General features: G+C 69.4%; 22 protein-coding genes. 8 read left to right on the forward strand and 14 right to left on the reverse strand.

What is annotated here, in order from left to right; all coding sequences use genetic code 11:
* Positions 1 to 68: 68 nt before the first annotated feature.
* From ACFYTE_RS25570 to ACFYTE_RS25630, 13 genes are all read right to left on the reverse strand, one after another.
* Positions 69 to 512, reverse strand: a complete 444-nt coding sequence (locus ACFYTE_RS25570; RefSeq protein WP_388714717.1) for a hypothetical protein — start codon at positions 510 to 512, stop codon at positions 69 to 71.
* A gap of 23 nt (positions 513 to 535) precedes the next feature.
* Positions 536 to 1,612 (reverse strand): hypothetical protein, encoded by a 1,077-nt coding sequence (locus ACFYTE_RS25575; protein ID WP_388714720.1) that lies wholly within the window; start codon positions 1,610 to 1,612, stop codon positions 536 to 538.
* On the reverse strand, positions 1,609 to 2,178 hold the full coding sequence (locus ACFYTE_RS25580) for a hypothetical protein (RefSeq protein ID WP_388714723.1): 570 nt from the start codon (positions 2,176 to 2,178) through the stop codon (positions 1,609 to 1,611). Before ACFYTE_RS25580 ends, ACFYTE_RS25575 begins: the two co-directional genes overlap by 4 nt.
* 87 nt (positions 2,179 to 2,265) lie before the next feature.
* Positions 2,266 to 3,564 (reverse strand): hypothetical protein, encoded by a 1,299-nt coding sequence (locus tag ACFYTE_RS25585; RefSeq protein ID WP_388714726.1) that lies wholly within the window; start codon positions 3,562 to 3,564, stop codon positions 2,266 to 2,268.
* 41 nt (positions 3,565 to 3,605) lie between these two features.
* Entirely contained in the window at positions 3,606 to 4,358 is a 753-nt protein-coding gene (locus ACFYTE_RS25590) for a toll/interleukin-1 receptor domain-containing protein (RefSeq protein ID WP_388714729.1), read from the reverse strand.
* A 14-nt stretch (positions 4,359 to 4,372) separates the two neighbouring features.
* Positions 4,373 to 5,665: a helix-turn-helix domain-containing protein gene (locus tag ACFYTE_RS25595; RefSeq protein ID WP_388714732.1), complete on the reverse strand. Its 1,293-nt coding sequence runs from the start codon at positions 5,663 to 5,665 to the stop codon at positions 4,373 to 4,375.
* A 574-nt stretch (positions 5,666 to 6,239) separates the two neighbouring features.
* Positions 6,240 to 8,327 (reverse strand): HAD-IA family hydrolase, encoded by a 2,088-nt coding sequence (locus ACFYTE_RS25600; RefSeq protein ID WP_388714735.1) that lies wholly within the window; start codon positions 8,325 to 8,327, stop codon positions 6,240 to 6,242.
* Positions 8,324 to 9,418: a LacI family DNA-binding transcriptional regulator gene (locus tag ACFYTE_RS25605; RefSeq protein WP_388714738.1), complete on the reverse strand. Its 1,095-nt coding sequence runs from the start codon at positions 9,416 to 9,418 to the stop codon at positions 8,324 to 8,326. The genes ACFYTE_RS25600 and ACFYTE_RS25605 overlap by 4 nt, the downstream gene beginning before the upstream one ends.
* Before the next feature lie 45 nt (positions 9,419 to 9,463).
* On the reverse strand, positions 9,464 to 10,339 hold the full coding sequence (locus tag ACFYTE_RS25610; protein WP_388714741.1) for a glycerophosphodiester phosphodiesterase: 876 nt from the start codon (positions 10,337 to 10,339) through the stop codon (positions 9,464 to 9,466).
* Positions 10,233 to 11,048 (reverse strand): inositol monophosphatase family protein, encoded by an 816-nt coding sequence (locus tag ACFYTE_RS25615; protein ID WP_388714744.1) that lies wholly within the window; start codon positions 11,046 to 11,048, stop codon positions 10,233 to 10,235. Before ACFYTE_RS25615 ends, ACFYTE_RS25610 begins: the two co-directional genes overlap by 107 nt.
* Positions 11,045 to 11,827: a carbohydrate ABC transporter permease gene (locus ACFYTE_RS25620; RefSeq protein WP_388714747.1), complete on the reverse strand. Its 783-nt coding sequence runs from the start codon at positions 11,825 to 11,827 to the stop codon at positions 11,045 to 11,047. The genes ACFYTE_RS25615 and ACFYTE_RS25620 overlap by 4 nt, the downstream gene beginning before the upstream one ends.
* A 35-nt stretch (positions 11,828 to 11,862) precedes the next feature.
* A complete protein-coding gene (locus tag ACFYTE_RS25625; protein ID WP_388714750.1) occupies positions 11,863 to 12,822 on the reverse strand; it encodes a carbohydrate ABC transporter permease in 960 nt (319 codons plus the stop codon).
* Positions 12,823 to 12,854: 32 nt separating this feature from the next.
* Positions 12,855 to 14,141, reverse strand: coding sequence for an ABC transporter substrate-binding protein (locus ACFYTE_RS25630; protein ID WP_388714753.1), 1,287 nt, complete (start codon positions 14,139 to 14,141; stop codon positions 12,855 to 12,857).
* Between the two features lie 220 nt (positions 14,142 to 14,361).
* Here ACFYTE_RS25630 and ACFYTE_RS25635 point away from each other — a divergent pair, with 220 nt between their 5' ends.
* Positions 14,362 to 15,105, forward strand: a complete 744-nt coding sequence (locus tag ACFYTE_RS25635) for an MgtC/SapB family protein (protein WP_388714894.1) — start codon at positions 14,362 to 14,364, stop codon at positions 15,103 to 15,105.
* A 43-nt stretch (positions 15,106 to 15,148) separates the two neighbouring features.
* On the opposite strand, the gene ACFYTE_RS25640 is transcribed toward ACFYTE_RS25635, so the two are convergent.
* Positions 15,149 to 16,804 carry an FAD-binding oxidoreductase gene (locus tag ACFYTE_RS25640; protein WP_388714756.1) on the reverse strand — a complete coding sequence of 552 codons (1,656 nt, stop codon included), beginning with the start codon at positions 16,802 to 16,804 and terminating at the stop codon, positions 15,149 to 15,151.
* 394 nt (positions 16,805 to 17,198) lie between these two features.
* Here ACFYTE_RS25640 and ACFYTE_RS25645 point away from each other — a divergent pair, with 394 nt between their 5' ends.
* The 7 genes from ACFYTE_RS25645 to ACFYTE_RS25675 all read left to right on the forward strand — a co-directional run bounded on the left by ACFYTE_RS25645 (position 17,199) and on the right by ACFYTE_RS25675 (position 25,473).
* Positions 17,199 to 18,269 (forward strand): LacI family DNA-binding transcriptional regulator, encoded by a 1,071-nt coding sequence (locus ACFYTE_RS25645; protein WP_388714758.1) that lies wholly within the window; start codon positions 17,199 to 17,201, stop codon positions 18,267 to 18,269.
* Positions 18,266 to 19,195, forward strand: a complete 930-nt coding sequence (locus tag ACFYTE_RS25650) for an ABC transporter permease (protein WP_388714761.1) — start codon at positions 18,266 to 18,268, stop codon at positions 19,193 to 19,195. The genes ACFYTE_RS25645 and ACFYTE_RS25650 overlap by 4 nt, the downstream gene beginning before the upstream one ends.
* Positions 19,192 to 20,067, forward strand: a complete 876-nt coding sequence (locus tag ACFYTE_RS25655; RefSeq protein WP_388714764.1) for an ABC transporter permease — start codon at positions 19,192 to 19,194, stop codon at positions 20,065 to 20,067. Before ACFYTE_RS25650 ends, ACFYTE_RS25655 begins: the two co-directional genes overlap by 4 nt.
* Positions 20,068 to 20,088: 21 nt before the next feature.
* On the forward strand, positions 20,089 to 21,576 hold the full coding sequence (locus ACFYTE_RS25660) for an ABC transporter substrate-binding protein (protein WP_388714767.1): 1,488 nt from the start codon (positions 20,089 to 20,091) through the stop codon (positions 21,574 to 21,576).
* Complete coding sequence (locus tag ACFYTE_RS25665) at positions 21,573 to 22,538, forward strand: ABC transporter ATP-binding protein (RefSeq protein ID WP_388714769.1); 966 nt, start codon at positions 21,573 to 21,575, stop codon at positions 22,536 to 22,538. The genes ACFYTE_RS25660 and ACFYTE_RS25665 overlap by 4 nt, the downstream gene beginning before the upstream one ends.
* A complete protein-coding gene (locus ACFYTE_RS25670) occupies positions 22,539 to 23,315 on the forward strand; it encodes an ABC transporter ATP-binding protein (RefSeq protein ID WP_388714772.1) in 777 nt (258 codons plus the stop codon).
* Between the two features lie 73 nt (positions 23,316 to 23,388).
* The gene (locus ACFYTE_RS25675; protein ID WP_388714775.1) at positions 23,389 to 25,473 is read left to right on the forward strand and encodes an amylo-alpha-1,6-glucosidase; all 2,085 of its coding nucleotides are present in this window, start codon (positions 23,389 to 23,391) and stop codon (positions 25,471 to 25,473) included.
* Positions 25,474 to 25,519: the final 46 nt, after the last annotated feature.

Consider the following 25,519-nt stretch of genomic DNA (forward strand, 5'->3'; position numbering starts at 1 on the left):
TTCCGGTGGGTATGTGGCGGAGGTTTCGGAAGGGGGACAACAGCGATGGCCTGCATCGTGGCCCGGCACTACGCCGGACCAGCCGGGCGGTGTGTGTGGAAGGTGAGCCCGGTGATCCGGCCGGATTGGACGACGGGACCGTGTTGTACGTCTCCGCTGATGGTGTTGTGCACGGTGCCTGGTTGTGTGTCCGGATTGTCCGCGACGTCCTGCAAGGACGTGAGCAGGCCGCGGAGGTCGTCGCTGGTTGCGGAGCCTGTGTGGAGGAGATGGCGCAGGTAGGCGTGCCACTGGTTGGTGATGTCTCGGGTCGTTTGTGTCTCACCTCTGGCTTCGGCGGCGAGCAGCCGGGTTCGGGCGGTGTCCAAGTCGGTGATCGCGGCTTCATCTGAACCGATGCGTGAGAAGTACCGCCCGACGAGTTCGCGGGCGTGCGTCCAGGAGTCGGTGACCATGAGCGAGACCAGGGTGGTCGCTCCGGATGCGGCCAGGGCGGCCAGCTCACTGTCCATCGTTTTCCTCTCAGGGGCGAGGTTCAGGGTGTCTCGTCGGTCGTGGCGTGTGTGGAAGCCGGCGGCTCACCGGCGTCCGGCGTGAAACTCGCCGGCGGGTGGAATCTGCGCAGTAGTTCCTCGGCGGTCTCGTGCTGGTCCTGGGTCTTGATGACGTCGGCGATCTGCTTGGCCAGCATCGCTCGTCGGACGTCTCCGTCTGTGAAGCCCATGCTGTTGAGGAAGGCTTCGAAGCGGTCTGCGGTCGTCGGCTCTTGTCCGAAGGGAGGAGCCGGCTCCTGCAGCGGGTCGGGACCGGGTCCTTCGTCGTGCGGCCGGGCTATGAGATGAAGAAGCCGTTCGGGCACGTCCGTGTCGTTGGCGGCAGACGTGAGCTGCGCGAGCAGACCGAGGTCGGCCACGGTCTTCTCCACATGGTCGTCGTTCTTGGCGAGCCACCAGACGACGGCGCTGCCGGTGTCTTTCAGTACGTCTTCGCTCAGGTATTGACGCTTGCTCTGCTCGTACTTCCGCTGGTGTTCCCAGACCGCCTTGTCCTTGCGTACTTCGGCGAGCCGGTCCAGCCGTTCCTGGTCGTGTTCGCGCAGGGCGAGTGTGATGTCCTCCGCCATGATGTGCAGGGTCCCGGTCGGGTCCGGGCGCATCCTGCTGAGCGCACCGCTCAGTTCGTGCTGGACCAGGGAGGGCCGACCTGGTTCCCGCTGCTCGGTGATCGAGCGGGCTCGGTCCAGGACTGCTTCCACTGCGAGGCCCGCCGGATTCAGGACGGGGTCACTGCCGGTGGCTTCGAGGGGGTACCACCGCACAGTTGCCGAGAACAAGAAGTCGTAGTCGGCCCACTGGCTAGGTACTGCAACGTTCCTGACATGGTGTTCCCTGCGCTCGACAGGAGGATCTGTGCGCTGTTCCTGCACGTCGACCGGAAGGGGTCCACGCCGTACAGCGGCGATCTTGAACGCGGCTGCGGGGACTCCGATGAGAAGTACGGCCAGTGCGGGCCACGCAAACGTGGGCCAATGCTGCGTCAGGCCGAGAATGGTCAACAGCAGGCCGCACAGGATGGCGAGGAAGACGGTCGTCGTCTTGCAGCCGGTCGTCATGGTGTGGTCCCCCGGGGTGATTCCATTGGCGATGGCGTGTCGTGCAGGGCGAGGCCCTGGGCCGCGGAGATCTTGTGGAGCAGCTGCTCGGTGATCGCGGCGGCTCGCGCGGCTCCGCCGGGGGCGGTGCGCTCGGCGCTGCGGGCGCTCGCGTACAGCGCGGCGAAGGCTGTGCCACGCTTGTCACCACACCGGTCGGCCGCGCTGACGGCGAGGTCCAGCAGCAGTTCACCGCGGTGTCCGGCATCGGTCGCCGTGTGCATCCAGCGTTCCGCGTACGGTTGCCACTCGCCATGGGACAGCGTGTCCAGCACCGCTCCCCAGCACGTGATCACGGAGTTCTGCACCCCGCTTTCCTCCACCAGGGCGCGCGAGTTGTCATGGGACGCGATCAGTGCCACCGGGTCACAGGTGGGCAGGACGATGCGGAGCTCGGCGGGGGAGAGGGCAGAGCGTGCCAGGCGGTCGAGCAACCGTCGGCGTAGTCGGCCGCTTGTTGCCACCAGGTCGCACAGTTCCTGCAGGGCGCGGGTGGTGCCGCGCTCGCGGCGAGCCAGGTAGTACAACCGGAGCAGGGCCTGATCGGGGTGGCTGGACGCGATGACATCAGCGCAGACCCGGACAAGGACCTGAGCGAACTCTCCCTTGAGCTGCTAGTTGGCGCACCACTGGTAGATCCGCTTGCGGAAGCTCCTGCCGTGTGCGGGGTCGTTGAGCCCGCAGGTGAGTGCATGGACCGCGGCCTCCAGGCGGGCCCCGCTCGCGGTCGTGGCGCTCCAGTCCTCGGCCAGGGACGCCAGACCTTCCCCGCGTCCGGTCCGCAGATACTGCGCGGTCAGCCGCGCCACCAGTTCGTCACGGACCTCCCGGGTGACGTGCGGGTCGGTCAGGTCCACGCTGTGCGCGGCCCAGGTGCCGAGATGCTGCCGCAGTTCGGGCATGTGATCCCAGAAGTGGGCGCGGATTGCGGCGTCGTAGTCGAGCTCCATGAAGCGTACGTGACCGTCCGGTCCGGTGCCGGCGGAGATCTCCTCCAGTTGCTCGGCGAGGTCCTTGCGCTGGAGTAACGGGAGTTCGTCCGGTGGATGCCTGAGGGTGCCGAGTAACAGCCGGGACGCCTGGTCGACGACGTCGGCGTGGGCGCCGTGCAGCATGGCGACGGTGATCAGCAGGGCCCGCTGCGGGCCTTCGCGTAATCGGGTGACGAGTGTGGCGATCTCCTTGCGCCGGTCCTCCCGCGCTCTGCGAGCCGTTGCGCACCACTGCGTGAATCCGTGCTCGGCGGGAGCTGTCTCGCGGGCGCGGCACACCAGGTCGGCGAAGGCCGCGATCTCCCGCATCGGCCAGTGGTCACCCGGAAGGCCGGTGACAGTCGGGTCAGCCGGAAGATACTGCTCGTGGGGCACACCATGCACCCGGAGGTGGCGCCGGAAGACCTCAAGCGCGGGTGGGCGCTCGATTTCGACCCGGTATTGCTGCAGGTCCGAGTCGAGGGTGCTTCCGCGCGGCATGACCACCACGAGATGGGCGTGCTCTTCGTGCACGGCCTTGCGGAGAGTGGAGAGGTCCACGCGGGCCGCGGCCCAGCGGTCGGCGTCGGCAGCCGACAGGTCCAGCAGCAGCCGGTCACCGGCACCCACGAGGTCCGGGTCCCTCAGGGTCAGCTCGTCCTCCTCGTCGGGCAGAAGTTCGTGGAAGACGCCGGTGTCCTGGTGGTGTTCGCGGAGAAGTACCCGAGCCGCTGAGGTACGACCGCTTCCCGGGGCGCCGTCCAGGATGACGGTGCCGGTGCCGGTCAGCTTGCGGCGGGCTTCTCCCATGCCGATCGGGTCGACCAGGACCCTGCGCAGCCACACGAGCTGGTCGTCAGCGACACGCCGGAAGGCGGCTCTGTCCGTCTCCTGCAGCTGAGGGCCGACGGTGAAGTAGATGTCGCCGCTGCCGGTGTGCATGGGTCCGCGGGGATTGTCGATCCGTGTGCTGTGGCGCTCGCTCACTCGTTGTCGCCCTCGCGTCGGCCGGACTCACCGAAGCGGTGCCGGATGTCTCCGTGATGGTCGCCCTCGAAGTACGTCGACCCATCGCCGGAGAAGTGCCGATCGCCCGACACATGGCGCGAATTCTGGTAGATGTTGCCCTGTCCGGTGTGCACGGGCCCGTTGGAGCCCTTGATGACGGTCCCCCCGACGTCTCCGGTGAAGTCCCGGCTCTGTACGGCCGTTCCGTTCACGTCTCCGGTCGAGTTCGTCACCGAGTCGGAAGCGGGCGGCGGGACGGCATCCCGGTCCGCGTCGTGGAGGCCGGCCATCTCGGCCACCAGGTCGCCGAGGCGCTTCAAACCGGTCTCGGTGTCATGCCCGTCCAACCGTATGGACTGGAGGTCTGCGAGTCGCGCGAGATCATCCGGCAGGTCAGCCTTGTTCAGCCGGTCCGTCTTCCGGCCGTCCAGTACGGGGACGACCGGGATCCCGCAGGTGAAGGCCTCAACGATTTCCTTGCGGACCCAGTCCTCCGGGTCTCGCAGCCGGGCCTGGAATTTCGTCCAGTCAGGCCCGATGACGGCCAGGAGCACGGAACTGCGCCGCAGTCCCGTCAACAGGGCGTCGGGGTAGGCGCTGCCCGGGGCGATGGACTTCGAGGCACGGAAGGCGCGGTCCCGGCCGAAGCGGCGCGACAGTTCATGGTCGATGAGTGCGGCCGTCTTGTCGCCGTCCCCAGTCCGGTAGTTGATGAACACATCGGTCATGGCCGTTCCTCTCTTCAGGAAGCAGGGAAGTGCGATAAGGTGCCGAGCCGCGCGGCCAGTTGGCGTACCGAGGCGTGATCGGAGTAGCGGCCCAGGACGCGGGCGAGGCGCCGGAGATCGATCGTGACGGTTGCGGACCGGACCGCTGCCACTGCGTCGAGCAGCGGTGCCGTCGATGCACAGGCCTGCTCGATTTCACCGGCCGACGCGTAGGCAAGCGCTCGGCGTATGCCGTACCGCACCTGCGTGCGCACCGCCTCGGTTGAGACCTGTGCGAGCTGCCGGGTCAGCTCCTCTGCTGCCTCCCGCGGCCGGCCGAGGTCGAACAGGCACCACCCGGTGACCATGCCGACCGAGTCGGGCAGATGCATGCTGCCGATCACCGGTGCGTCGGTATCGTCCTCCTGGCGTGCCAGCAGCGCCCGTGCCCTGTCCAGGGCGCGCAGGCATGCGTCGCTGTCACCGGCGAGCGCATGCCCCTGCGCCTCACGCTGCGCGGCCAGCCCGCGGACGCGTGGCGGGAGCGTGCTGCTCTGTGCGCGCCGCGCGAGGGCGACCGTCTGTGCTGAGTCCTCCTGGTACAGCGTGACCAGTGCCCGGCGGACCAGCGCATACCCGGCCAGCGCTCGGTCACCGCCGCCGGCCGCGAGATCCACCGCGCGCTGCGTCCACCACAGTGCCGCCTGTTCGTCTCCGGTCTCCTGCACCAGCCATCCGACGTACTCGGCGTACCGCGAGCCGAGTTCCAGCAGTTGTCCGCGGGTGCGGGAGTCCGCATGGACGGACAGTTCTCGCAACGTGTGCGTCTGCGCGATCAGGCCCGGCAACAGGAAGCCGGGTTCCACGCTCTGGCCGAGCCGACGGTAACGCGTGAACAGCGAGCGCGACGCTTCGAGCATGCCACCCGCGGCGGCTGCGGAGATCGGTCCTCGGTCACCCGTACGCCATGTCATCAGCGACGCGGCGCCGGCACTCACAACCTGCCGCCGGCCCACGGGCTGGAACCGGCTCGGACCATCCGGCGACAGCTGCATCATCCACTCCTCCTCGTCGATCCCGCCGGTCACCGCTGTATCCGGCGCTCCGGAGACGGGCGTGGCAACCAGGGCGATCAGTGCTCCGCCGGCTTGCAGAGCGGCGTCACACAGTCGGGCGAGGTCGCGGCTGGGCGCCTTGACACCTCGTTCCACCTTGCTCAGCTGTGCCTTGCTGTAGTGCGTGGCGGCAGACAGTGCGGTGAGACTGAGTCCGGCGTTCAAACGCCGTTGCCTCAGCTCCTCGCCGAAGTCGGTGGACGGCTGCGGCACGGAAAACCTCCATAACCATCCATCCAGGTGAACGGGGTCGCCGCAGGAAAGAGTGCGGCAACCCCGACCGGATGGACAAGGCGAACGATGCTGTTTCCCGTTTCCTTTCCCATCGATGAGACGCCGCACGAGTTCGATCCCTCGGCGCCGGCACGCCGATCATGCGGATCGAAAGGGACGACGCGGCCCAGCCGGACCTTGGCGTATGGCGACAGCAGTCTCAGATGAGCTTGGAGCCGTCCTGCGGTTGCCGGGCAACGGCTGGCCGACGGCGACCGGAACGTCGGCGGGCTGGTCCGGGACCCGGTCGTTTGCGTTCCGCCGTCCCGGCCCGGATCCGAACCTCGAACAGCTTCTGTCCGTATCAGGCTTGGCGCATGGCGGAGCGGGTCCAGGTCCGGGACAGCGAAGCCGGCGAGGGCCGTCGAGGCGGCGGAGAAGGCGCTCGTCCACGACGAGGTCGAGTTCCGCGGGCGCCGGTTCACCGTCCGGGGCACTGGTGAAGTGTCGGTATTCGAGGCGTGCGGTATTCGCTGCAGCCTCCGGGGTGGCCAGGGGGCATCTGCATCATCGGCTACGTCACTTGGAATAGCCCGAGGCCGGCCAGGAGCGCCGATGTGTGGGTGCCGGACGTCCACAGGTGTGCGTTCCAGCCGGCGGCGTTTGCGGCGTCGACGCTGCGCTGACTGTCGTCGATGTAGACGATCGACCCGGCTGGCAATCCGACCGTCTCGGTGACGTGACGGTAGATCGCCGGGTCGGGCTTGGCGACGCCCAGCTCAGCTGAGAAGAACCAGTCGGTTACCCAGCGCGCCCACTGGCTCTGGCGGGCGGCGTCGGCCATCTCGATCGTCGCGTTGGAGAGGATGCCGATGCGCACGCCGGCGGCGTGCAGTTTGTCGAGGAGTAGTGCCGCGTCGGGACGGATGGTCGTCCACGCCTCGGTATCGACGCGGATCAGGTCCTTGAGCACTGCGGCGGTCACCGGGACTCCCAGGCCTTCGAGTACGTCGCTCCAGTAGGCGCAGGCGTCGAGGCCGAGGTCGTATTCGAGGCGGCGCTTCCAGTACGCCGCCTCGAACGCGCCCAACTCGCGTGAGACCCGCGCCGCCAGAGCCTGGGTCAAACCGGTTGGAGTGATGAGTACTTCGCCCAGGTCGAAGATGACGATGCGGGGCTCCGCACTACCGGCTAGGCGGCGGTAGGTTGCGCTGGCTCCGTGCTCGTGCAGTGAGTCGAGGGCCGCGGTGTATGCGGAGGTGAAGGCCGCATTGGAGGCGAGGTCTGCGAAGAGGGTCTCGTTTTCGAGGAAGGCGAGCGGGTTCTCGCGCCGGCGCAGGGCGGCCGCGTGGCGGTCGTCAGCGAGCCGGTCGACGAGCGTGATGGGGTTGCCGTGCTCGTCGACGGCTTCGGCGTAGCGTGCCCAGCTGGCGACGATGCCCGCGGCGAGCTGGACGCTCCGGCCGGCGGCCAGGTTCTCCCGGATCACGGGAACGAGCCACTTTGGGATGCGGTCGCTGGATTCCGCGGCGAGGCGGGCGAGGGTGTCCCGGGTAGCCGGGGAGGAGAATCGCTTCATGAGCGAGTCCTTGTAATGGCCGAGGTTGATTCCGGGGACCGGTGGGAGGGTCGGGGAACCCTCACGGTCCATGTATGCGCGGACCATGATGCGCAGATCGTTGTCGCGCATTGCCTCGTCCACAAAGCGGTAGCCGGCGAGGTGGCCGAAGTATGCCATGGCCTGGTGTGACACGTTCAGCAGCCGCAGCTTCATCAGTTCGTAAGGCGTGACGTCCTCGACGAGTTGCACGCCTGCCTGTTCGAACGGCGGACGTCCGTTGGTGAAGGTGTCTTCAAGCACCCACTGGAAGAACGGCTCCGCTGCGACCGGCCAGCCGTCGTCGACGAGGAGTTCGTCGCGCACAAAGGCGCGATCGACGTCGGAAGTCGCCGGCGTGATCCGGTCGACCATCGAGTTCGGGAACGCGACGTACTTGCTGATCCACTCCGCAAGGGCAGGGTCCTGCAGTTGGGCGAGCGCGGTCAACGCGCGCCGGGTGATGTGCCCGTTGCCGGGGAGGTTGTCGCACGACATGACAGTGAACGGGTCCTGGCCTGCGTCGCGCCGTCTGCGCAGGCCGGCGGTGATGAGCCCGAACGTGGTGCGGGGCGTGTCCGGGTGAGTGAGATCGTGCTGCACGTCCGGGTGGGCGGCGTTGAACTCGCCGGTCACTTGGTCGTAGTTGTAGCCGCCTTCGGTGACGGTCAGTGAGACGATCCGCGTGGACGCCGCGGCGAGGCGGTCGATCACTGCGGCCGGGGAGTCGGGGGCGAAGAGGTAGTCGGTGATCGACCCGATCACGCGCGCCTCGCTGGAGCCGTTGGGGTTGTGGAGTCGGAGGATGTACAGGCCGTCCTGTGCAGTGAGAACGTCCCGCATCCGTGCGTCACCGGGCAGCACGCCGACGCCGCAGATGGCGAAGTCGCGGGCGAGACCTTGTTGCAGGAGCTGGTCGATCACCATCGCCTGGTGGGCGCGGTGGAAGTTGCCGACGCCGAAGTGCACGATCCCGGCCACAAGGCCGGTGCGGTCGTAGGTTGGGATCGAGAGTGCACCGGGCTCGGCGATCGCACCGAGCGTCCGATTGCACAAGGGGGTCATGCTCCTGTCCTTGGCGGGGAGAAGTCGCCTCCTGAGGCACCCCCGGGGGGTGAGATCCTCGGGGCCGGTCCGGTGGTGCGTCCGACGAGCAACTCGCCGCGCAGTAGGATTCCGCCGGTCTCCACGTGGTTGTCGCGGACCAGCTCGTCGATGAGACGGACGGCTGCCTCGGCCATGTCGTTGAGCGGGGTGCGATACGTCGTCAGGCCGAGTACTTCGTGATCGAACGGCGGGATGCCGTCGTAGCCGGCGATCGAGAGGTCATCGGGGACCGAGAGGCCAAGACGAGCCGCGGCCGCGATCGCGTCGAGTGCGGTCCAGTCGTTGTTGCACAGGATCGCCGTGGTGCCCGCTCGGTGGAGCGCGTCGACGACGTTGGTGAGGTCTTCGTCGGGCTTGATCACCTCAAGGCTGGTGAGCAGGCCGTTGTGCCGGAGTTCGTCCCGCATCCAGGCGATGCGTGCCCATTGGGTGGGGGACTGCCTGGGTGAGAAGGCCAGCAGCGCGATCGCGCGGTGCCCGAGGCCGACGACGTGGTCGATGAGCGCTCGACCCTCTTGAGGGTCAGGGGCGATGTACGGTACCCCCGGGTTGGAGGGCTGACCCATCTGGCCGACGAGGACCAGCGGAACCCGCGACGCGACCTGGCGGATCGTGGCCGGCTCGACGGTCGGCGCCGCCACGACGATTCCGGTGCTCCGCATGTCGGCCATGAGCATCAGCGATCGGTAGTTGGCCTCGTCGGGCTGATCACCGGAGGCCAGCGACATGACCTCGTATCCCTTGACGCCGGCGTTCTCCTCGAATGCGGTGGCCAGGCTCGCGTAAAACGGTGAGCGGGTGTGCCGCAGGAACAGGCCGAGAAGGGCCGAGGAGCGGGTGGTGAGGTTACGCGCGATCTGGTTCGGCACGAAGTCGAGCTGCTCGATCGCGCGCCGGACCTTTTCGACGTTCTCGGGGCTGACCCCTCCCTGGCCCAGCACGACCCGCGAGGCCGTCGATTTCGAGACCCCGGCAAGGGCGGCGACGTCCCGGATGGTACTGGGGCGACGGCCACGCGGTGTGTCCGGGCCAGATGGTGTCGCGGTCACGCTGTTGACCCTTCTGATAAGTCCGAGAGGAATCGGTTCATTGCTTCAAGCCGTTTTCGCGATGTTCGACGCGAACGACGGGAACCGGGTGGTGAACTCGTCGTTGGACGCCAGGAGCCGGCGGGCGTAGGCCGGCGAGTTCGAGGCGGTGGCGTCGACATCGACCTGCACGATACGTCGTACGTCGCCGGGTCCTTCGATCAGCGACGCCGCAACGCGTCGCCCGCTGTCATGCAGTTCGTCAACGAGCGCCGTGGTGAGCTGTGGTACCGGGATGTAGACGGTTGAGACCTCAAGCCGGTCCGCGTGATCGCGCCAGTTGTCGGTGACATCCGGGATGTGCAGGGCAAGCCCGCGGGCGCCTCCCGTCCACTCGTCGCGGAAGTCGGCGAGTGACAAGGGGTCGAAGCTCGTGATGAGGCACCGGTCGCGGTCCCTTGCGGGCCGGTTTCGCAGAAACCGGGCCAAAGGACGGGCCGCCGCCGGGGCCTTGATCTCGACCTGCAGCAGCACGCTGGTGGAGTCGAGACTCTCCGCGAAGGTCGGGATCGTCTGTCCGGCGCCCAGGTCGATGCTGCGTACCTCTTCGAGGGTGAGTCGTTCGATCGGCATGTCGAGGAACGGTGTGTGGGCTGCGGCCGTCCGCCTCACGGTGCGGTCGTGCAGGATCACGAGTTCGCCGTCGATGGTCGTGCGCACGTCCAGCTCGATCTCGTCGACGCCGATGCGTTCCGCGCTGGCGAACGAGATCAGCGTGTTCTCGGGCGAATCGGCCATGTTTCCGCGGTGTCCGCACAGCACGAACATCCGGTCGTCAGTCACGTGTTGTTCCTCCATCGATGAGCAGGGGTTCGAGGGCGTCGGCGAGCGGCGCATCGGCGACGAGAAGAAGCTCAAGGCCGGGCGGGCCGCCTCGCGCACCGCGGACCACGGCGCCGGCCTGGGCGGCGATCAGCGCCGCGGCCGCGTAGTCCCAGACCGGCAGCCGGCGTCCGGCGTGCGCGTCGGTGCGGCCTTCCGCGACGCCGCAGACGTCGAGCGCGGCCGAGCCGACGAGGCGTAGGTCGCGGATCTTCGGTGCGAGGGCGGCGAAGTCCGCGAGGATCCGGGCCCGTAGGTCGCGGTCGTAGGAACTGCCGGTGGAGACCAGCGCCTCGTGCAGCGGCACTCCGACGTTGACGTGCAGTTCCTGGCCGTTGCGGTGAGCGGGGTGGCCTGCGGCCGCGGTGTATTCGCTGCCGAGGGCGGGCGCGTGAACGCAGCCGGCGAGAGCGACGAGCCGGCCATCGGCGCCCCTCGTCGTCGCGGCGATCGACACGGCGTAGCTCGGGGACCCGTACAGGTAGTTCACGGTGCCGTCGATCGGATCGACGATCCAGGTGATCCCGCTTGTCCCCGCCGATTCTCCGCTCTCTTCTCCGAGCATGCCGTCGGCGGGCCGGGCGGCCGCGATCCGCTTGCGGATCAGCGCCTCCACCGCGTTGTCGGCCTGGGTGACGATGTCTAGCTCGTTGGATTTCGTCCTCTGCACCCGGATGCCGCCGCTGCGCATGTCGGCTGCGAGGGCGGCCGCTTCCGCGGCCGTCTCCCGTGCCAGGCCCAGCAGTTCGAGAACGTCGACGTCGGTCATTTGAGTCCGCTCCTTGCGAGGCTTGCCATGAAGTGCCGCTGCAGCAACAGGAAGATCACGATCATCGGCAGGGTCGCCAGCGCGCCGGCGGACATGAGCACGTTCCAGTCGGTGACGGCGGTACCGCGCAGCAGAGCGAGGCCGGGCCCCAGCGTGAGCTTGTCGACGTCACGGTTGACGACGATGGGCCACAGCAGTTCTTTCCACTCGTTCAGCACGGTCAGGATCGCCAGGGCGATGAGCCCGCTGCGGCAGACCGGCACGACGATGGTGAACAGGATCCGCAGATGCGACGCACCGTCGATCCGGGCTGCCTCGATGAGCTCCCGGGGCACGCCGCGGAAGAACTGATAGAGCAGGAACACCCCGAAGACGTCGAACACGTTCGGCAGCGCGAGCGCGACGAGCGTGTTCGTCAGGTGCAGGTCGGCCATGATCGAGAAGCTCGGGATGATGAAGATGTCGCCCGGCACCATGATCAGCGTCAGCACCACCACAAGGATGATCCGCGCGCCCGGCACCTTGATGATCGCGAGCGCGTAGGCCGCCAGCGACGCGATGATGAGGGTCGCCAGTGCCCGCCCCCCGGACACAAGGACCGTGTTCAGGAGCAGACGCAGGAACGGCAGCTTGGCGAAGACCGCGTCCACGCCCTGCAAGGTGGGGGGCGATGGAACCACCGACGGGTTGGCCTGCAGCGTCTGCGTGGTGCTCATGAGGGCGGTGGCGACCATCCACGCGAACGGCGCGAGGATCGCCAGCCCGACCACGACCACCACGGCGTAGGTCCACCGGCGGACACGGTGGAGAACCATCATCCGTCCTCTCCGTAGTGCACGAACCTGCGCTGCAGGCGGAACAAGATGAGCGAGATCACGAGAATCAGCACGAACAGGACAAGTGACACCGCTGCCGCGTATCCGCGCTGCCCGATCCCGATGAACGCGAGCTGGTAGTAGTAATAGAGGACCGTCATCCCGTAGTTCACCGACGTCGACTGCTCCGGAGGGAGCAGCAGATACACGACATCGAAGAGCTTGAGCACGCTGATCGTCGTGGTGAGGATGACGAAGAACAGCGACGGGCCGAGCAGCGGGAGCGTGATGGAGAAGAACCGCCGTACCCGCCCCGCGCCGTCGAGTGTCGCTGCCTCGTAGACCTCCGCGGGGATGTCCTGCATGCCGGCGTAGAGGATGATCGTCGGCACGCTGAACGACAGGTACAGCACGATCACCGTGACCACGACGGTGACGCCGGTGGAGCTGCCGAGCCAGCTGACGGGCGACGCCCCGACGGACCGGATCATCGCGTTGACGAGCCCGTACCGGGTCTGGAAGAGCCAGCCGAACACAAAGATGATGGCCGTCGGCAGGCACACCGCCGGCAGGAAGATGATCGCGCGGAACACCGATGCACCGCGGAAGCGGTACTGCATGAGACTCGCGCACAGCAGCGACACGATGACCACGGCCGGGACCGCGATGACGGCGAACTTGAAGGTGTTCATCAGCGCGACACCGAGCTGGCTGTCGGAGAAGAGCTCCCGGTAGTTGTCCAGTCCGTTGAACTGCGGCGGCCCGAACGCGCCGGCCTTCGTGAAGGACAGCCACACGTTGTAGCCGAAGCCGTAGAACCGGAAGACGAGCAATCCGATCAACAGCGGGGCCAGGAACACCAGGCCCGTGAAGGCGTCCCGCCGGCCGCGGTTGCGCCGCCTGACGCGAGGCGACCGCAGCGACGTGCCTGTTTCGCGCAGCGCCCCAGGTGAGCTCAACTGAGCACCATCGCGCAGTGACTGGGGCGAGCTCACCGCAGCGCCTTGTCGAGGATCTGGTCGATCTTCTTGGCAGCGTCCGACGCGGAGAGGGAGCCGGCGTAGAACGGGCCCATCGCGGTGCTCTCGATCTGAGGGATCGGAGCTCGCGTGGCAGGATACTGCGTCGACGTGCGCAGGTAAGTCTGCTTCTGCGCCGACGCGAGGGCCTCGCTCAGCCCGACCAGCTTCGAGTTCGCCGACACGAACGCCGCGAGCGTGGCCTTGTCGTTGTTCGCCGGGACGGCGGCGCCCCCCTCGGCCTGGAGTTCGGCGCCCTTGGTCGAGGTCAGGTACTCGATCAGCTTCCACGCCGCGTCCTTGTGCGCCGAGTGGGCGTTCATGACATACGACAGGCCATTGGTGTCGGTGAGCCACTTACCGTCGACCGAGGGCAGCCGCACGACGTGGAAGGTACCGGCGGGAACCTTCGCCTGAGACAGCAGGCTGAGGTTCCAGGACGGAATCTCGGCCATGGCCACGGTGCCGGAGATGAGGGATGACGCCGGGCTGAAGTCCGCCGAGTCGGCGACCTTCGGGATCAGACCCTGGTCCTGCAGGCCCTTCATCATCGTGAGGGCCTTGATGCCCTCCGGCGACGAGACCGCGCCCTTACCCCCCTCGACGGTCTTGCCGCCGAGCTGGTGGATGAGGCTGGCGACGCCGTTGTTGAAGGTGCGGTCGTACGACATCGGAACATCACTCGACGAGGTCTGCTTCGCCTTGATCTCCTTGGCGATCTTCACCATGTCGTCCCAGGTCCAGTCGTTGGTCGGGACGTCCCTCACGCCGAGCTTCTTGAACACGGCCGTGTTGTAGACGAAGGCCCAGGTGTCCTCGTCCTTCGGGATGCCGTACTGCTTCCCGTCGAACTTGTAGAGATTGGTGATGCTGGACGGGTAGTCCGCCAGATTGACGCCGCTTTGCTTGATGTACTCGTCCAGCGGCTCAAGCGCACCGCCGTTGGCGTACTGCGACACGAGCGAGCTCTGCCACATCACGTCGGGGCCCTCACCGGCGCCGAGCGAGGCGTCGAGCTTCGTGAAGTACTGGTCCTGCGGGACCTGCTGAACGTCGACCTTGATCTTGGGGTACTTCGCCTCGAACCCGTCGACGGCCTTCTGGACACCCGCCTTCTGCGCAGGGTCCCAGATCATCAGGCTCAGTTTGGCGTCGCCGCCCTTGGACGGGGCGGAGGAGCAGCCGGCAACCACGACCGCAAGCGAGATCGCCAAGGCGACCCCTCCGGCGGTGCGCTGCACATAGGTGGGAGAACGCATGCTGTGGCCTTTCGAGCAACGGTGACCGGGACCGGTCCCATTCACGCAACAGAGCTGGACACATGTCAACCCTCTGGGACCGGTCCCAAAGTAACGACCGATGCGGAAGACCAAGTGAAATGGGCATGAACCTCTAGTACCGTACCGACATGCGGGACCGGTCCCAGATGCCAGTCACCGACTCCAGCGACCCCGGGAGGGACGAGCTGCCTTGCGCGACATGGACATGGACCCGGTCCTGCTGCTGGACATGGTGCTCCGCATACTGGCGGCGATCATCCTCGGCGCCGCGATCGGACTTGAGCGGCAACGACGGCTCCGCAGCGCCGGTCTACGGACCAACACCCTCGTATCGGTCGGCGCCGCACTCTTCGTGATCGTCGGCGCAATCGGCATTCAAGGCGCAGACGCCGACCCCACCCGCGTCGCGGCACAGATCGTCTCAGGCATCGGCTTCCTCGGCGCCGGAGTGATCCTGCGCGACGGGCTCGACATTCGCGGCCTCACCACGGCGGCGACCCTGTGGTGCGCAGCCAGCATCGGCGCCCTCGCCGGCGCCGGGATGCTGCTCATGGCGCTCATCGGCACCGTCGCCATCATCGCCACCAACACACTCCTTCGACCGCTGAGCCGCTGGGTGAATCGCTCCACCCGACTTGAGGTGTCCGGTTCTATGGAGACGGAGGACGATGACGGCTCTACCGACTACGTGCTCGAAGTCGTCACCACCGACAAAAGCGAGCAGCGCGTCCGCGCGTTGCTGCTGCAGGCCGTCGACCGGCCCGAGTACACGCTGCGTTCGCTCGACATACGCCCCGGCAAAAGCTCCCAGATGAAGCTCCTGGCCGGGGTATCGGCCGCGCATGGCGGTGACACCGGCGGGCTGCAGCTCGCGGTACAGCGCATCAGTCTGGACCCGAAGGTGACCTCAAGCCGGTGGTGGCCGGCTGAGGCCGATGACTGAAGAGGTTGCTCTCTTTGCGCATCTCGTGCGTGGATTTCGCTGGTCAGATGTGGGATTGCGGCTGTGACGGAAGCCTCGACCCGTTGCTGATCGAGTTGCCGTCCGGGCTGATCGAGAGGGTGTGGTGGAAGACGTTGCGTGGGTCCCAGCGTCGTTTGGTCGCGCGCAGGCGGGTGTGGTTGTCCTTGTAGTACAGGGTCTCCCACGGCGTGCCCGAGGTGTTCCAGCGCGGGTCGGCCAGGTCGGTGTCGGGGTAGTTGATGAAGGCGCCGTCGGCGGTCGTGCCCGGGACGGGGACTCCGCCGGTGTCGGCGAAGAGGTCGCGGTAGCACGCGCGTACCCAGGCCAGGTACTCGGGCGCCTGCTCCGGTTCGGCCCAGGACGCGAGGCAGGAGAGCTTCAGCACGGAGTCGCGGTGCGGCATGGCCGTGGCCTCGGGCGGGAGGGCGTTGACGGCTCCGCCGTAGGTGTTGACGACGACACTGCCGGCGAGCACCCCGGTGTCCTCCCGGGTCAGATGACGGTGGGCCACGGCGATCTGGCGGTCCGTGAGCCGCCGGCGCAGGAACGCCGACTTGATCTTTACGTGCCAGTCGCCGACGGCCTCACCGGAGCCGCGCAGGGCGGCGTCCAGCCAGGGCAGACGTCGAGTGCTCACACGCGCGGGGCGGGTGGTGCCCTCACTCACCGCGTGCAGGAACGCGCCGAGCAGGCGGCGGTCCCGGCCCGGCTCGGCCGCGACCTGGCCGAGGAGCAGGTGGGCGCCGGCCGCGCGGCGCGTCAGGGCGAACTCGGCGTACAGCGCCGCGTTCGGGTCCGTGGCGGCGGCGTGGCGCTCCGCCCACCGCCCGTGGTTGCGCACCATGCGGGTGAAGCGCTCCTCGTCCATGCCCTCCCAGCTCCACTCGGCGGTGAAGGTGAGCGCGGTGGCCGGCGGAGTGGGCAGCGAGCGGAACCAGAAGCGGGTGACGACGCCGAAGTTGCCCCCTCCGCCTCCCGTGTGGGCCCACCAGAGGTCGCGATGCGGGTCGTTCCGCTCCCGCGTGGCGACGACGGCGCGAACGGTGCCCTCGCGGTCGACGACCACGACCTCGACGGCGTAGAGGTAGTCGCTGACCAGGCCGAACAGCCTGCACAACGGCCCGTATCCACCGCCGGGCACATGGCCGCCGACGCCGACCTCGGCGTGGTATCCGGCCGGCACGGTGACCCCCCAGCCGAGGTAGAGCTTCTGGTACACCTCGCCCAGCGTGGCCCCTGCGTCGACGGCGTACGCCCGGCGCTGCTCGTCGAACGTCACCTCCCGCATGGGCGACATGTCGATGACGGCGGTGATGTCGGGGTGGTCGACGAAGTCCTCGAAGCAGTGCCCGCCGCTGCGGACCGCGAGCCGCGCACCCGAGGCCACCGCCTCGCGCACGGCCCGCACGGCATCCTCCGTCGAGCCGACAAGATAGACGCGCTCCGGTGTCCCGTGGAAACGGTTGCTCGCTCCCCGCGCGACCAGATACGCGTAGCGGGGGTCCTCGGGTGAGACGCGAAGGGGCCCTTCGGGCAGCCACGTGGAGGCGGTGCTGCCGCCCTCCGGGACCGCCGCCGAGGCCACCGACGGGGCCAGGGCCGCCGCTGCGCCCGCGGCCGCCGCGGCGCGGACGATGGCACGCCTGCCGGGCCGGTCCACCGATCCGGTCGAACTCATGCTGTCTCCTTGCGGGTTGGGGTGACGACTTGTCGACGCTAGGCCGGAGCGGCCGGTACGGCAGGAGGGCTGAGCGGCGGGTGCGGGGTGTACCCGGTGACACCACGGCCCACCCGGTGACCCCACCGCCCCGGGGTTGTGCCCCGCCCTCGGGCAGGAGAGACCGGCCCCCGCTTCCGACTCCCGGCCGGGGCGGGTGTTCGTCGTCTCGGTGTCTCCGCCTGGCGCACCTGGCCACGGCCGCACCTGCCGGTGATCTCGGAGAACCATGCCCTGTCCTCAGGACCCGCCGCTTCGGGTGAAAGCGTTCAATTCCGCTTTGGTACGGGGCACTTGACGCCGTAAGGGTGCGCTCCTACCTTCCCCGCAGGCTCAATACGTATTGGGGAACCGCGTGGCTGAAGAACGCAAGCGGCGTCGGCCGACGCAGATCGACATCGCGCGGCAGGCCGGAGTGTCCCAGGCGACCGTCTCGCAGGTGATCAACGGGGTCTCGGGCGGCTATCAGATCGCCCCGGCCACCCGGCAGCGGGTGCTGGACGCGGTCCGCGAGCTGGGGTACGTCGCCAACCCGGTGGCCCGCAGCCTGAAGAGCGGCCGGAACCAGATGCTCGGCCTCTACACCTTCGAGGCCGTCTTCCCGACCGACCACCGGGACTTCTACCACCCCTTCCTCCAGGGCGTCGAGGCGGAGGCCGCCGAGCGCGGCTACGACCTGGTGCTCTTCACCTCCGCGGGGGCGGCCCGAGAGCGCGGGCTCTTCGCCGGCGGGGCCAACCGGCTCAAGGTCGCGGACGGCTGCGTGCTGCTCGGCCGGCATCTGCGGCGGGCCGAGCTGGCCCGGTTGGCCGAGGAGGACTTCCCGTTCGTCTTCATCGGACGCCGTGAGATCGAGGGCGCCCGGATCAGCTACGTGGCCGCGGACTACGCGACCGCGACCAGCCGGATCGTCGCCGAGCTGACGAGGCTCGGGCACCGTCGCATTCGCTACCTCAAGGTGCCGGGCAACGCCGAGCCGACCCGCGACCGGTTGAGCGGCTTCCGGCGGGGCCTTGAGGAGGCGGGGCTCGATCCCGTCGGTGTCCACCTCGTCGCCGACCCGGGGGAGCTGCGGCCCGGCCTGGTGCGCAGATGGCTGGACGACGGGGTCACCGCCTTCGTCGTGGAGCCGACTGAGGACGACCGGGCGGCGGCCGCCCTGTGCGCGGCGGCCGAGGAGGCCGGCGCCGCCGTGCCGGCCGACTGCTCGGTCGCGGTGCTCGGCGACCCGCCGTCGTACTGCTCGCCGCCGCGCGACTGGATGCGCTTCGCCATCCCCCGGGAGCAGATGGGCCGCGACGCCGTCGATCTGCTCATCGGGTTGCTGAACACGCCCGACGCCGAGGCGCACACCCTGCTGGTGCCGTGCGCGTTCCTCCGCGGTGCGACGGCCGGACCCGTGCCGGGTGGGGAGCGGCGGCCATGACGGGCATCGTCGTACGCCGGATCCTCACCGGCCTGTTCGTCATCTGGGGCGCGGTCAGCCTGATGTTCGTCATCGTCCGGCTGGCGCCGGGCGACCCGGCCATGCTGCTGCTCGGCCCCGACGCCTCGGCGGCCGACATCCGGCAGGTGCGTTCCCGGATGGGTCTTGACGACCCCGTTCTCACGCAGTACGCGACCTATCTCTGGCACGCCCTCTCGCTCGACTTCGGCACCTCCTACCGGCTCGATGAGCCGGCCGTGGACGCGGTGCTCGGCTCGCTGCCGAACACCCTCGAACTGACCTGCGCCGCCAGTGTCATCGCCGTCGTCATCGGCCTGCCGCTGGGGGTGCTGGCGGCGCGCCGCCCCGGCGGCCTCGTGGACCGGCTCGTCTCCGGCTTCACCCTGCTGCTCCAGTCGCTGCCCACGTTCTGGGTCGGGATCATGCTCGTCCTCCTCTTCGCGGTGACGCTGGGTCTGCTGCCGACCTCGGGCGCCGGCTCGCCCCGGTACCTGGTGCTGCCGGCGGTCACACTGGCGCTGCCGTTCACCGCGATGGTGGGGCGGCTGACCCGGGCCGGGGTGGTGGAGGCGATGTCCGAGCCGTACATCCGGACCGCGCGCTCCAAGGGGCTCACCGAGGGGCAGGTGCTCTTCGGGCACGCGCTGAAGAACTCCTTCATCCCGGTGATCACGGTGGTGGGGCTGCAGATGGGGACGCTGCTGGGCGGCGCCGTGATCGTGGAGAACGTCTTCGCCTGGCCCGGCCTCGGCACGATGGTCGTCGAGTCGGTGGCCGGCCGCGACTATGCCGTGGTGCAGGCCGCGGCGCTGTTCATCGCCGCGATCGTGGTCGCCCTCAACCTCGCCGCCGACCTGCTCTACTCACGGCTCGACCCGCGCATCCGGATCGAGGTGCGGCGATGACGGCCCTCACCCAGATCACCCGCCCGCTCCGGTCCGCCGTCCTCGGCACCTCGCCGACGGCCCGGATCCCGGCGCTCCTGGTCGGCGGCTTCGTCCTGCTGGCGGTCATCGGGCCGATGCTCGTCCCCTACGATCCCACCGCCACCCACGTCGGCGACCGGCTGCTCGCTCCGGGCTCCACGACCCACGCCGGGCACACCGCCTGGCTGGGCACCGACGCGCTGGGCCGCGACATGCTCGCCCAACTGGTCCACGGCGCCCGCACCTCCTTGGTCGTCGGCACTGCGACGGCGGTCGTGGCCGGGGTGTTCGGGGTGCTGTGCGGGCTGGTGGCGGGGTACGCGCGCGGGCCGGTGGACGCGGTGGTGATGCGGCTGATCGACATCCAGCTGGCCTTTCCCGGCATCCTGCTCGCCATCATCATCTCCGGCGTCATGGGACGCAGCTTCCTGACCGTGGTGGTGGCGCTGGCCGTCACCCGGTGGATCGCCTTCGCCCGGGTCGTACGCGGCTCCACCCTCTCGCTGCGTGAGCGTGAGTGGGTCGCGGCGGCGCGCGTGCTGGGGCTGCCGCGGCGGGCGGTGCTGCTGCGGCACGTGCTGCCGTTCGTGGCCGGACCCGTGCTGGCCCTCGCCACCCTTGAGTTCGGGCTGATCGTGCTGTCCGAAGCCGGGCTGAGTTTCCTCGGCATCGGCCTGCCGGGCAGCGCCGTGTCGTGGGGACAGACGATCGCGCTCGGAAAGGAATACCTCGCCACCGCCTGGTGGATCTCCGCGTTCCCCGGGATCGCGCTGGCCCTCCTGGTCATCGGCGTGGGTTTGCTCGGTGACCAGCTCACCCATCGTGTCGGCAGCGCTCGCCGCACCGGCTGAGCCGCTGGAGAAGGAGCAGGCATGAGACTGCCATTACGCGGTACCGCGACGGTGATCGCCCTGTTCACGCTGACCGCATGCGGCGGCACCGCGGGCGGGGACGCGGGCGGGACCGGTGAGCTGACCGTCGCCCCCAACTGGCCGCTGGTGAACCTCGATCCGCACAGCCCGCGGGCCGACGGGGCCACCGCATCCGCCGGCCGGCAGATCTTCAGCCGGCTGGTGACGCTCTCCGACGGGCGGTACGAACCGGACCTCGCGACCGGGTGGCAGACCTCACCGGACGGCCGGACCTGGACGTTCGACCTGCGCAAGAACGTGAAGTTCTCCGACGGCTCCGCACTGACCTCCGCCGATGTCGTCGACTCGGTCAAGCGCATCGCGAGCCTCAACGGGCCCCAGGCCGCCTCCTGGGCGGACGTGACCCCGAAGGCGCCGTCCCCGGACCGGGTGGTGCTGGAGTCGACGAAGCCGGACGTCAGCATCCTCGGCAAGCTCACCGCCCTCTTCGTCACGCCCGCGGGCCAGGCGGAGAAGGAGGGCTTCTTCACCGAGCCGACCGGCTCCGGGCCGTTCAAGGTGCAGAGCTTCAAGCCGAACGAGCGACTGACCCTGGTACCCAACGAGCACTACTACGGCGCCGAACCGAAGCTGCGCAAACTCGTCTTCCGTACCATCACGGAGATCTCGGCGCGGGTCGCGGCGCTGCGCACCGGCGAGGTGCAGGCCGCCTGGGGACTGCCCGACGACCAACTGGACCAGCTGAAGGGCACCGGCGAGATCACCGTCAAGGCCGTGCCGAGCTTCGCCGTGTACACCATGTGGTTCAACTCCGGCCGCCCCGCCTTCGAGGACGCGGCGGTGCGGCGGGCGCTGTGGCAGGCGATCGACTACGACAGCATCATTTCCTCGCTGTACCCGCGCACCGGCCGTCCCGCCGACTCGCCGGTGCCGCAGGGGGTGCCGGGGCATGCCCGGCAGACCCCCGTGGCCTACGACCCCCAGGCCGCGAAGGCGGCGCTGGACAAGGCCGGCTTCGACTACTCCAAGACCTATGAACTGCAGTTCTCCGGAGCCGAGTTCCGGCAGTTCGCGCAGGCCGTCGCCTCCGACCTGGCCAAGATCGGGGTCAAGGCGGAGCCACGGGACAAGGAGAAGGCCGTCTTCCTCGACGACCTGCTCGGCATGAGGTGGGACATCAACCTGCAGTCCCTCGCCCTCGACACCGGTGACCTCGCCGGCAACCTGGGCCGCCTCTACCCGTGCGCGGCCAAGCGCACCGGTTACTGCAACACGGACCTCGACACGGTCCTCGCCAGGGCCGGCAGCACGGCCGCCGCGGACGAACGCAACAAGCTGTGGGGTGCGGCCCAGAAGATCATCTGGGACGACGCGGTCGGCATGTACCCGATGTTCGTCAACATCGCCTACGTCTGGCGGGACGACGTGCACGGCCTGAAGACCAGCCCGGCCTTCCAGCCGGACCTGACCGGCGTGACCGTCTCATGACCCCGCTGCTCGACGTGGCGGACCTGGTGGTGCGGCTGCCCGGTCCGCGCGCGCACGTCGACGTCCTCGACCATGTCGACTTCGGTGTCTCCCGCGGCCGTACCACCGGGCTGATCGGCGAATCGGGCAGCGGCAAGACGATGACCGCCCTCGCGGTGATCGGCCTGCTGCCCGACGGCGCCACCGCCTTGGGCCGGATCGGCTACGACGGCGAGAATACCCTGGAACTGGACGCCACCCGGCGGCGCCGGCTGCGCGGGCGCGAGATGGCGATGGTCTTCCAGGACCCGCTCGCCGCACTCAACCCGGTGCTGACCGTCGGACGGCAGGTCGGGGAGATCCTGCGCCGCGACGGCCGGTCGCGGGCCGCGGCGCGCAAGGCCGCCGTCGAACTGCTGGAGCGGGTGGAGATCCCGCAGGCGGCGTCCCGGGTCGACGACTACCCGCACCAGTTCTCCGGTGGCATGCGGCAACGCGCCATGATCGCCCTCGCGCTCGCGGGACAGCCGCGCCTGCTGCTCGCCGACGAGCCGACCACCGCGCTCGACGTCACCGTGCAGTCCCGCATCCTCGACCTGCTGCGCAGGCTGCGCGACGCGGAACACATGGCGATGCTGCTGGTCAGCCATGACCTGCGGGTGATGGCGCACACCGCCGACACCCTCGTCGTGATGTACGCGGGGCGGGTGTGCGAGACCGGTCCGGCCGGTGAGGTACTGCGCCGGCCGGCACACCCGTACACCAGGGCGCTGATCCGCAACGTGCCGACCGTACGCGTGAAGACACCGCTCACCGACCCACTGCCCGGCACGCCCGCCGGACCCTTCACCCGGCCCGGCGGCTGTGCCTTCCGCACCCGCTGCCCCATGGCGCGCGAGCGCTGCCGGGAACAGGTGCCGCGGCCCCGGCCGGTGGCGAAGGAGCGGACGAGCGCCTGCCACTATGCCGAGGAGCTGGTCTGAGTGGAGGAACTGCTCACCGTACGGGACCTGCGGGTGAGTTACGCCGCCCGGCGGCGGGGTGCGCGGGTCGCCGCGGTCAAGGGCGTCGACCTCGACGTGGGCGCCGAGGAGATCGTCGCGCTCGTCGGGGAGTCCGGCTCGGGCAAGACCACGCTCGCCCGTGCGGTCGTGGGGCTGATCCGGGCGGACGGCGGCACCATCGCCTTCCGCGGTGTACCGATCGGCAGGCCGGGCAGCTGGCCGCCGGCGCAGCGGCGGGCCGTCCAGATGGTCTTCCAGGACCCCAAGTCGTCGCTCAACCCCCGGATGCCGGTCGAGAAGATCATCGCGGAGGCGTGGCGTGCCCACCCCGAAGCGGCACCCGAGGGCGACCGGCACCAGGCGGTCGGCGATCTGCTCGACCAGGTCGGCCTCGACGGGACCGTCGCGGGACGGCGGCCCGGCGAGCTGTCCGGCGGACAGTGCCAGCGGGTCAGCATCGCCCGCGCGCTCGCCCTGCGGCCCGCACTGCTCGTGTGCGACGAGGCGGTGTCCGCGCTGGACGTGTCCGTGCAGGCGCAGATCCTCGGGCTCTTCGCCGAACTGCGCGGCCGGCACGGGCTGTCGCTGCTGTTCATCTCGCACGACCTCGGCGTGGTGCGGCAGATCGCCGACCGGGTCGCGGTGATGTACCTCGGTGAGATCGTCGAGTGCGCCCCGACCGAGGAGATCTTCACCGCCCCCCGGCACGCGTACACCCGCATGCTGCTCGACGCCGCACTCGACTTCGTCGTCTGAGGGACACCGGCCGCACCGTGCAACCGGCCGCACTGTGTAACCGACCGCACCGCGTAAGGGACACCGACTGGCCATGCATCGACCTGCCCCGGACGACTGGAACACCTGGGACGTCCGCTACCACACCGCCGTCGTGCACCCGCCCTCCGGCCTCCGTATCCGCGCCGGCATCCGCACGCCCGACGGCCGAGTGATCGACGACTTCACCTGGCGCCGCGGCCTGGTCCGCCTCGGCCACCACACCGTCGACGGCAGCTACGCCGAGGTCACCGTCCACTGCACCGAGGACTGCTGCGGCGCGGCCCGGCTGCGCCTGCGCTTCGCCAAGACCGCTCCGGGCGTGCTGTCCGGCTCGGCCGAGCTGAGCGGGCACGCCGCAGGGCACGCCATCGTGCTGCGCACGGACGGGTTCACGGACGGCCGACGACCGGACCTGTCCGCGCCCGCGGCCTTCGAAACGGCAGGAGAACTCCACTTCGACGTCGCGGAGCTGCGGTTCGGCTGCGCGCCGGCCGGGGGCGCCCGCCCGCTCGACGCGGACCTCGACGAAACAGGCCGTGAGGCAGCCGCCGCGGCCCTCGCCACCTCCGGCCTGCTCGGCCGCGCGGGAGAGGGATATACGCGATCCCTCACCTGGAACACCGTGCTGCGGTCCGACGGCGCCCGCGTCATCACCCCGACCTCGCGCGACTTCGTCAGCCGGGACCGGCGCGGCTTCTACGGCACCTGGGCCCTGCACTGCTGGGACACCTTCTTCTCCGGCCTCACCGCCGCCTGGATCGACCACGACTACGCCCGCGGGATCTTCGGGCAGATGCTGGAACAGGCCACCCCGCGGGGCCTTGTACCCAACCGTGTCTCCGACGACCGGGGCCGCACCGACGACCGCTCACAGCCCCCCGTCGGCGCGTACACCGTCCTCAAGGCGTACCGGAGCACGGGCCTTTGCGACGCCACCCGCGACCGCCGCCTGCTGACCGAGGCGTACGACGTGCTGCGGGACTGGCACGACTGGTGGCCGCGCGCTCGGCGCGGCCCCAACGGCCTGCTCGCCTGGGGCTCCGACCCGACGGACGACCCCGGCTCGGCCACCGCGGACAGCACCAAACGCGAGTCGGGCATGGACGACTCCCCGATGTGGGACGAGATCGCCTACGACCCGCGGACCCACACCATGAACCTCGCCGACGTCGGCCTCAACGCCCTGCACGCGGCCGACGCCGAGGCCGTCGCGGACATGGCAGGCCTGCTCAAGGACGCGCGGACCGAACAGCGGCTGCGGGCCGAACACGCCGCCACCGCCGCCCGGATCGAGGAACACATGTGGGACGAGGCCGCCGGACACCACCGCAATCTGCGCGCCGACGGCGGCTTCGACGTCCACCTGGCACCGTCCATGCTCTATCCGCTGCTGGCCGGCACCCCCTCGGCGCAGCGCGCGCGCAGCCTTGCCGCAACCCTGCTGACCCCCGAACTGCTGGGCGGCTCACCGCCGTTGCCGAGCGTCTCACGCAGCGACCCCGGGTACGACCGCCACTACATGCGCGGCCGTGTCTGGGGCCCGGTGGCCTTCCTCGCCGTCGAAGGGCTGCGCCGTTACGGGCTGCGCGAGCGGGCCGCCGCCATCGCGGACGAACTGCTGCGCATGTTCCGCCGGGAGTGGGAAGAGCACAGCCACGTCCACGAGAACTACCCCTCCGGCCCCGACGAGGACATCCACTTCTTCGACGCCCGCTCCGACTACCTGCTGACCTGGGGCAACCTCCTGGCGTACATCGCCATGCAGGAACTCGCCGACCCGCTGCCCGGTGGCTGGCGCTTCGGCCACCCCGGCAGGCCGGCGGCCCTGCACCGGCTGCGGCTGCGCGAGGGACAGCTCACCGTCGAGGCCGGCCACCGCCTGCGGGTGACCCTCGACGGTGCCCTGCTGCTGGACGCCCCGCCCCGGACGGTGATCGAGGAGTACGTCCGCGCCCCCGGCGAGGTACGCGCCGTCGTCCACGGGCCCGAGGCGGAGGTGGTGTTCGGGGTGCCCGCACCCGCCGGCGCGCAGGCGCGCACCGCGGTCCGAGGACGCATCAACACCACCCGCGTCGCCGCCGACGCGACGGTGCGCCTGACCGCCGGGGACGGGACCGTGGTGCGTATCACCGTCTGACCGCCGGGGACGGGACCGCGGTGTGCATCACCGTCTGAGAAGGAGG

The sequence above is a fragment of the Streptomyces sp. NPDC004629 genome, assembly GCF_042873595.1.
In the GTDB taxonomy this organism is placed as follows: Bacteria; Actinomycetota; Actinomycetes; order Streptomycetales; family Streptomycetaceae; genus Streptomyces.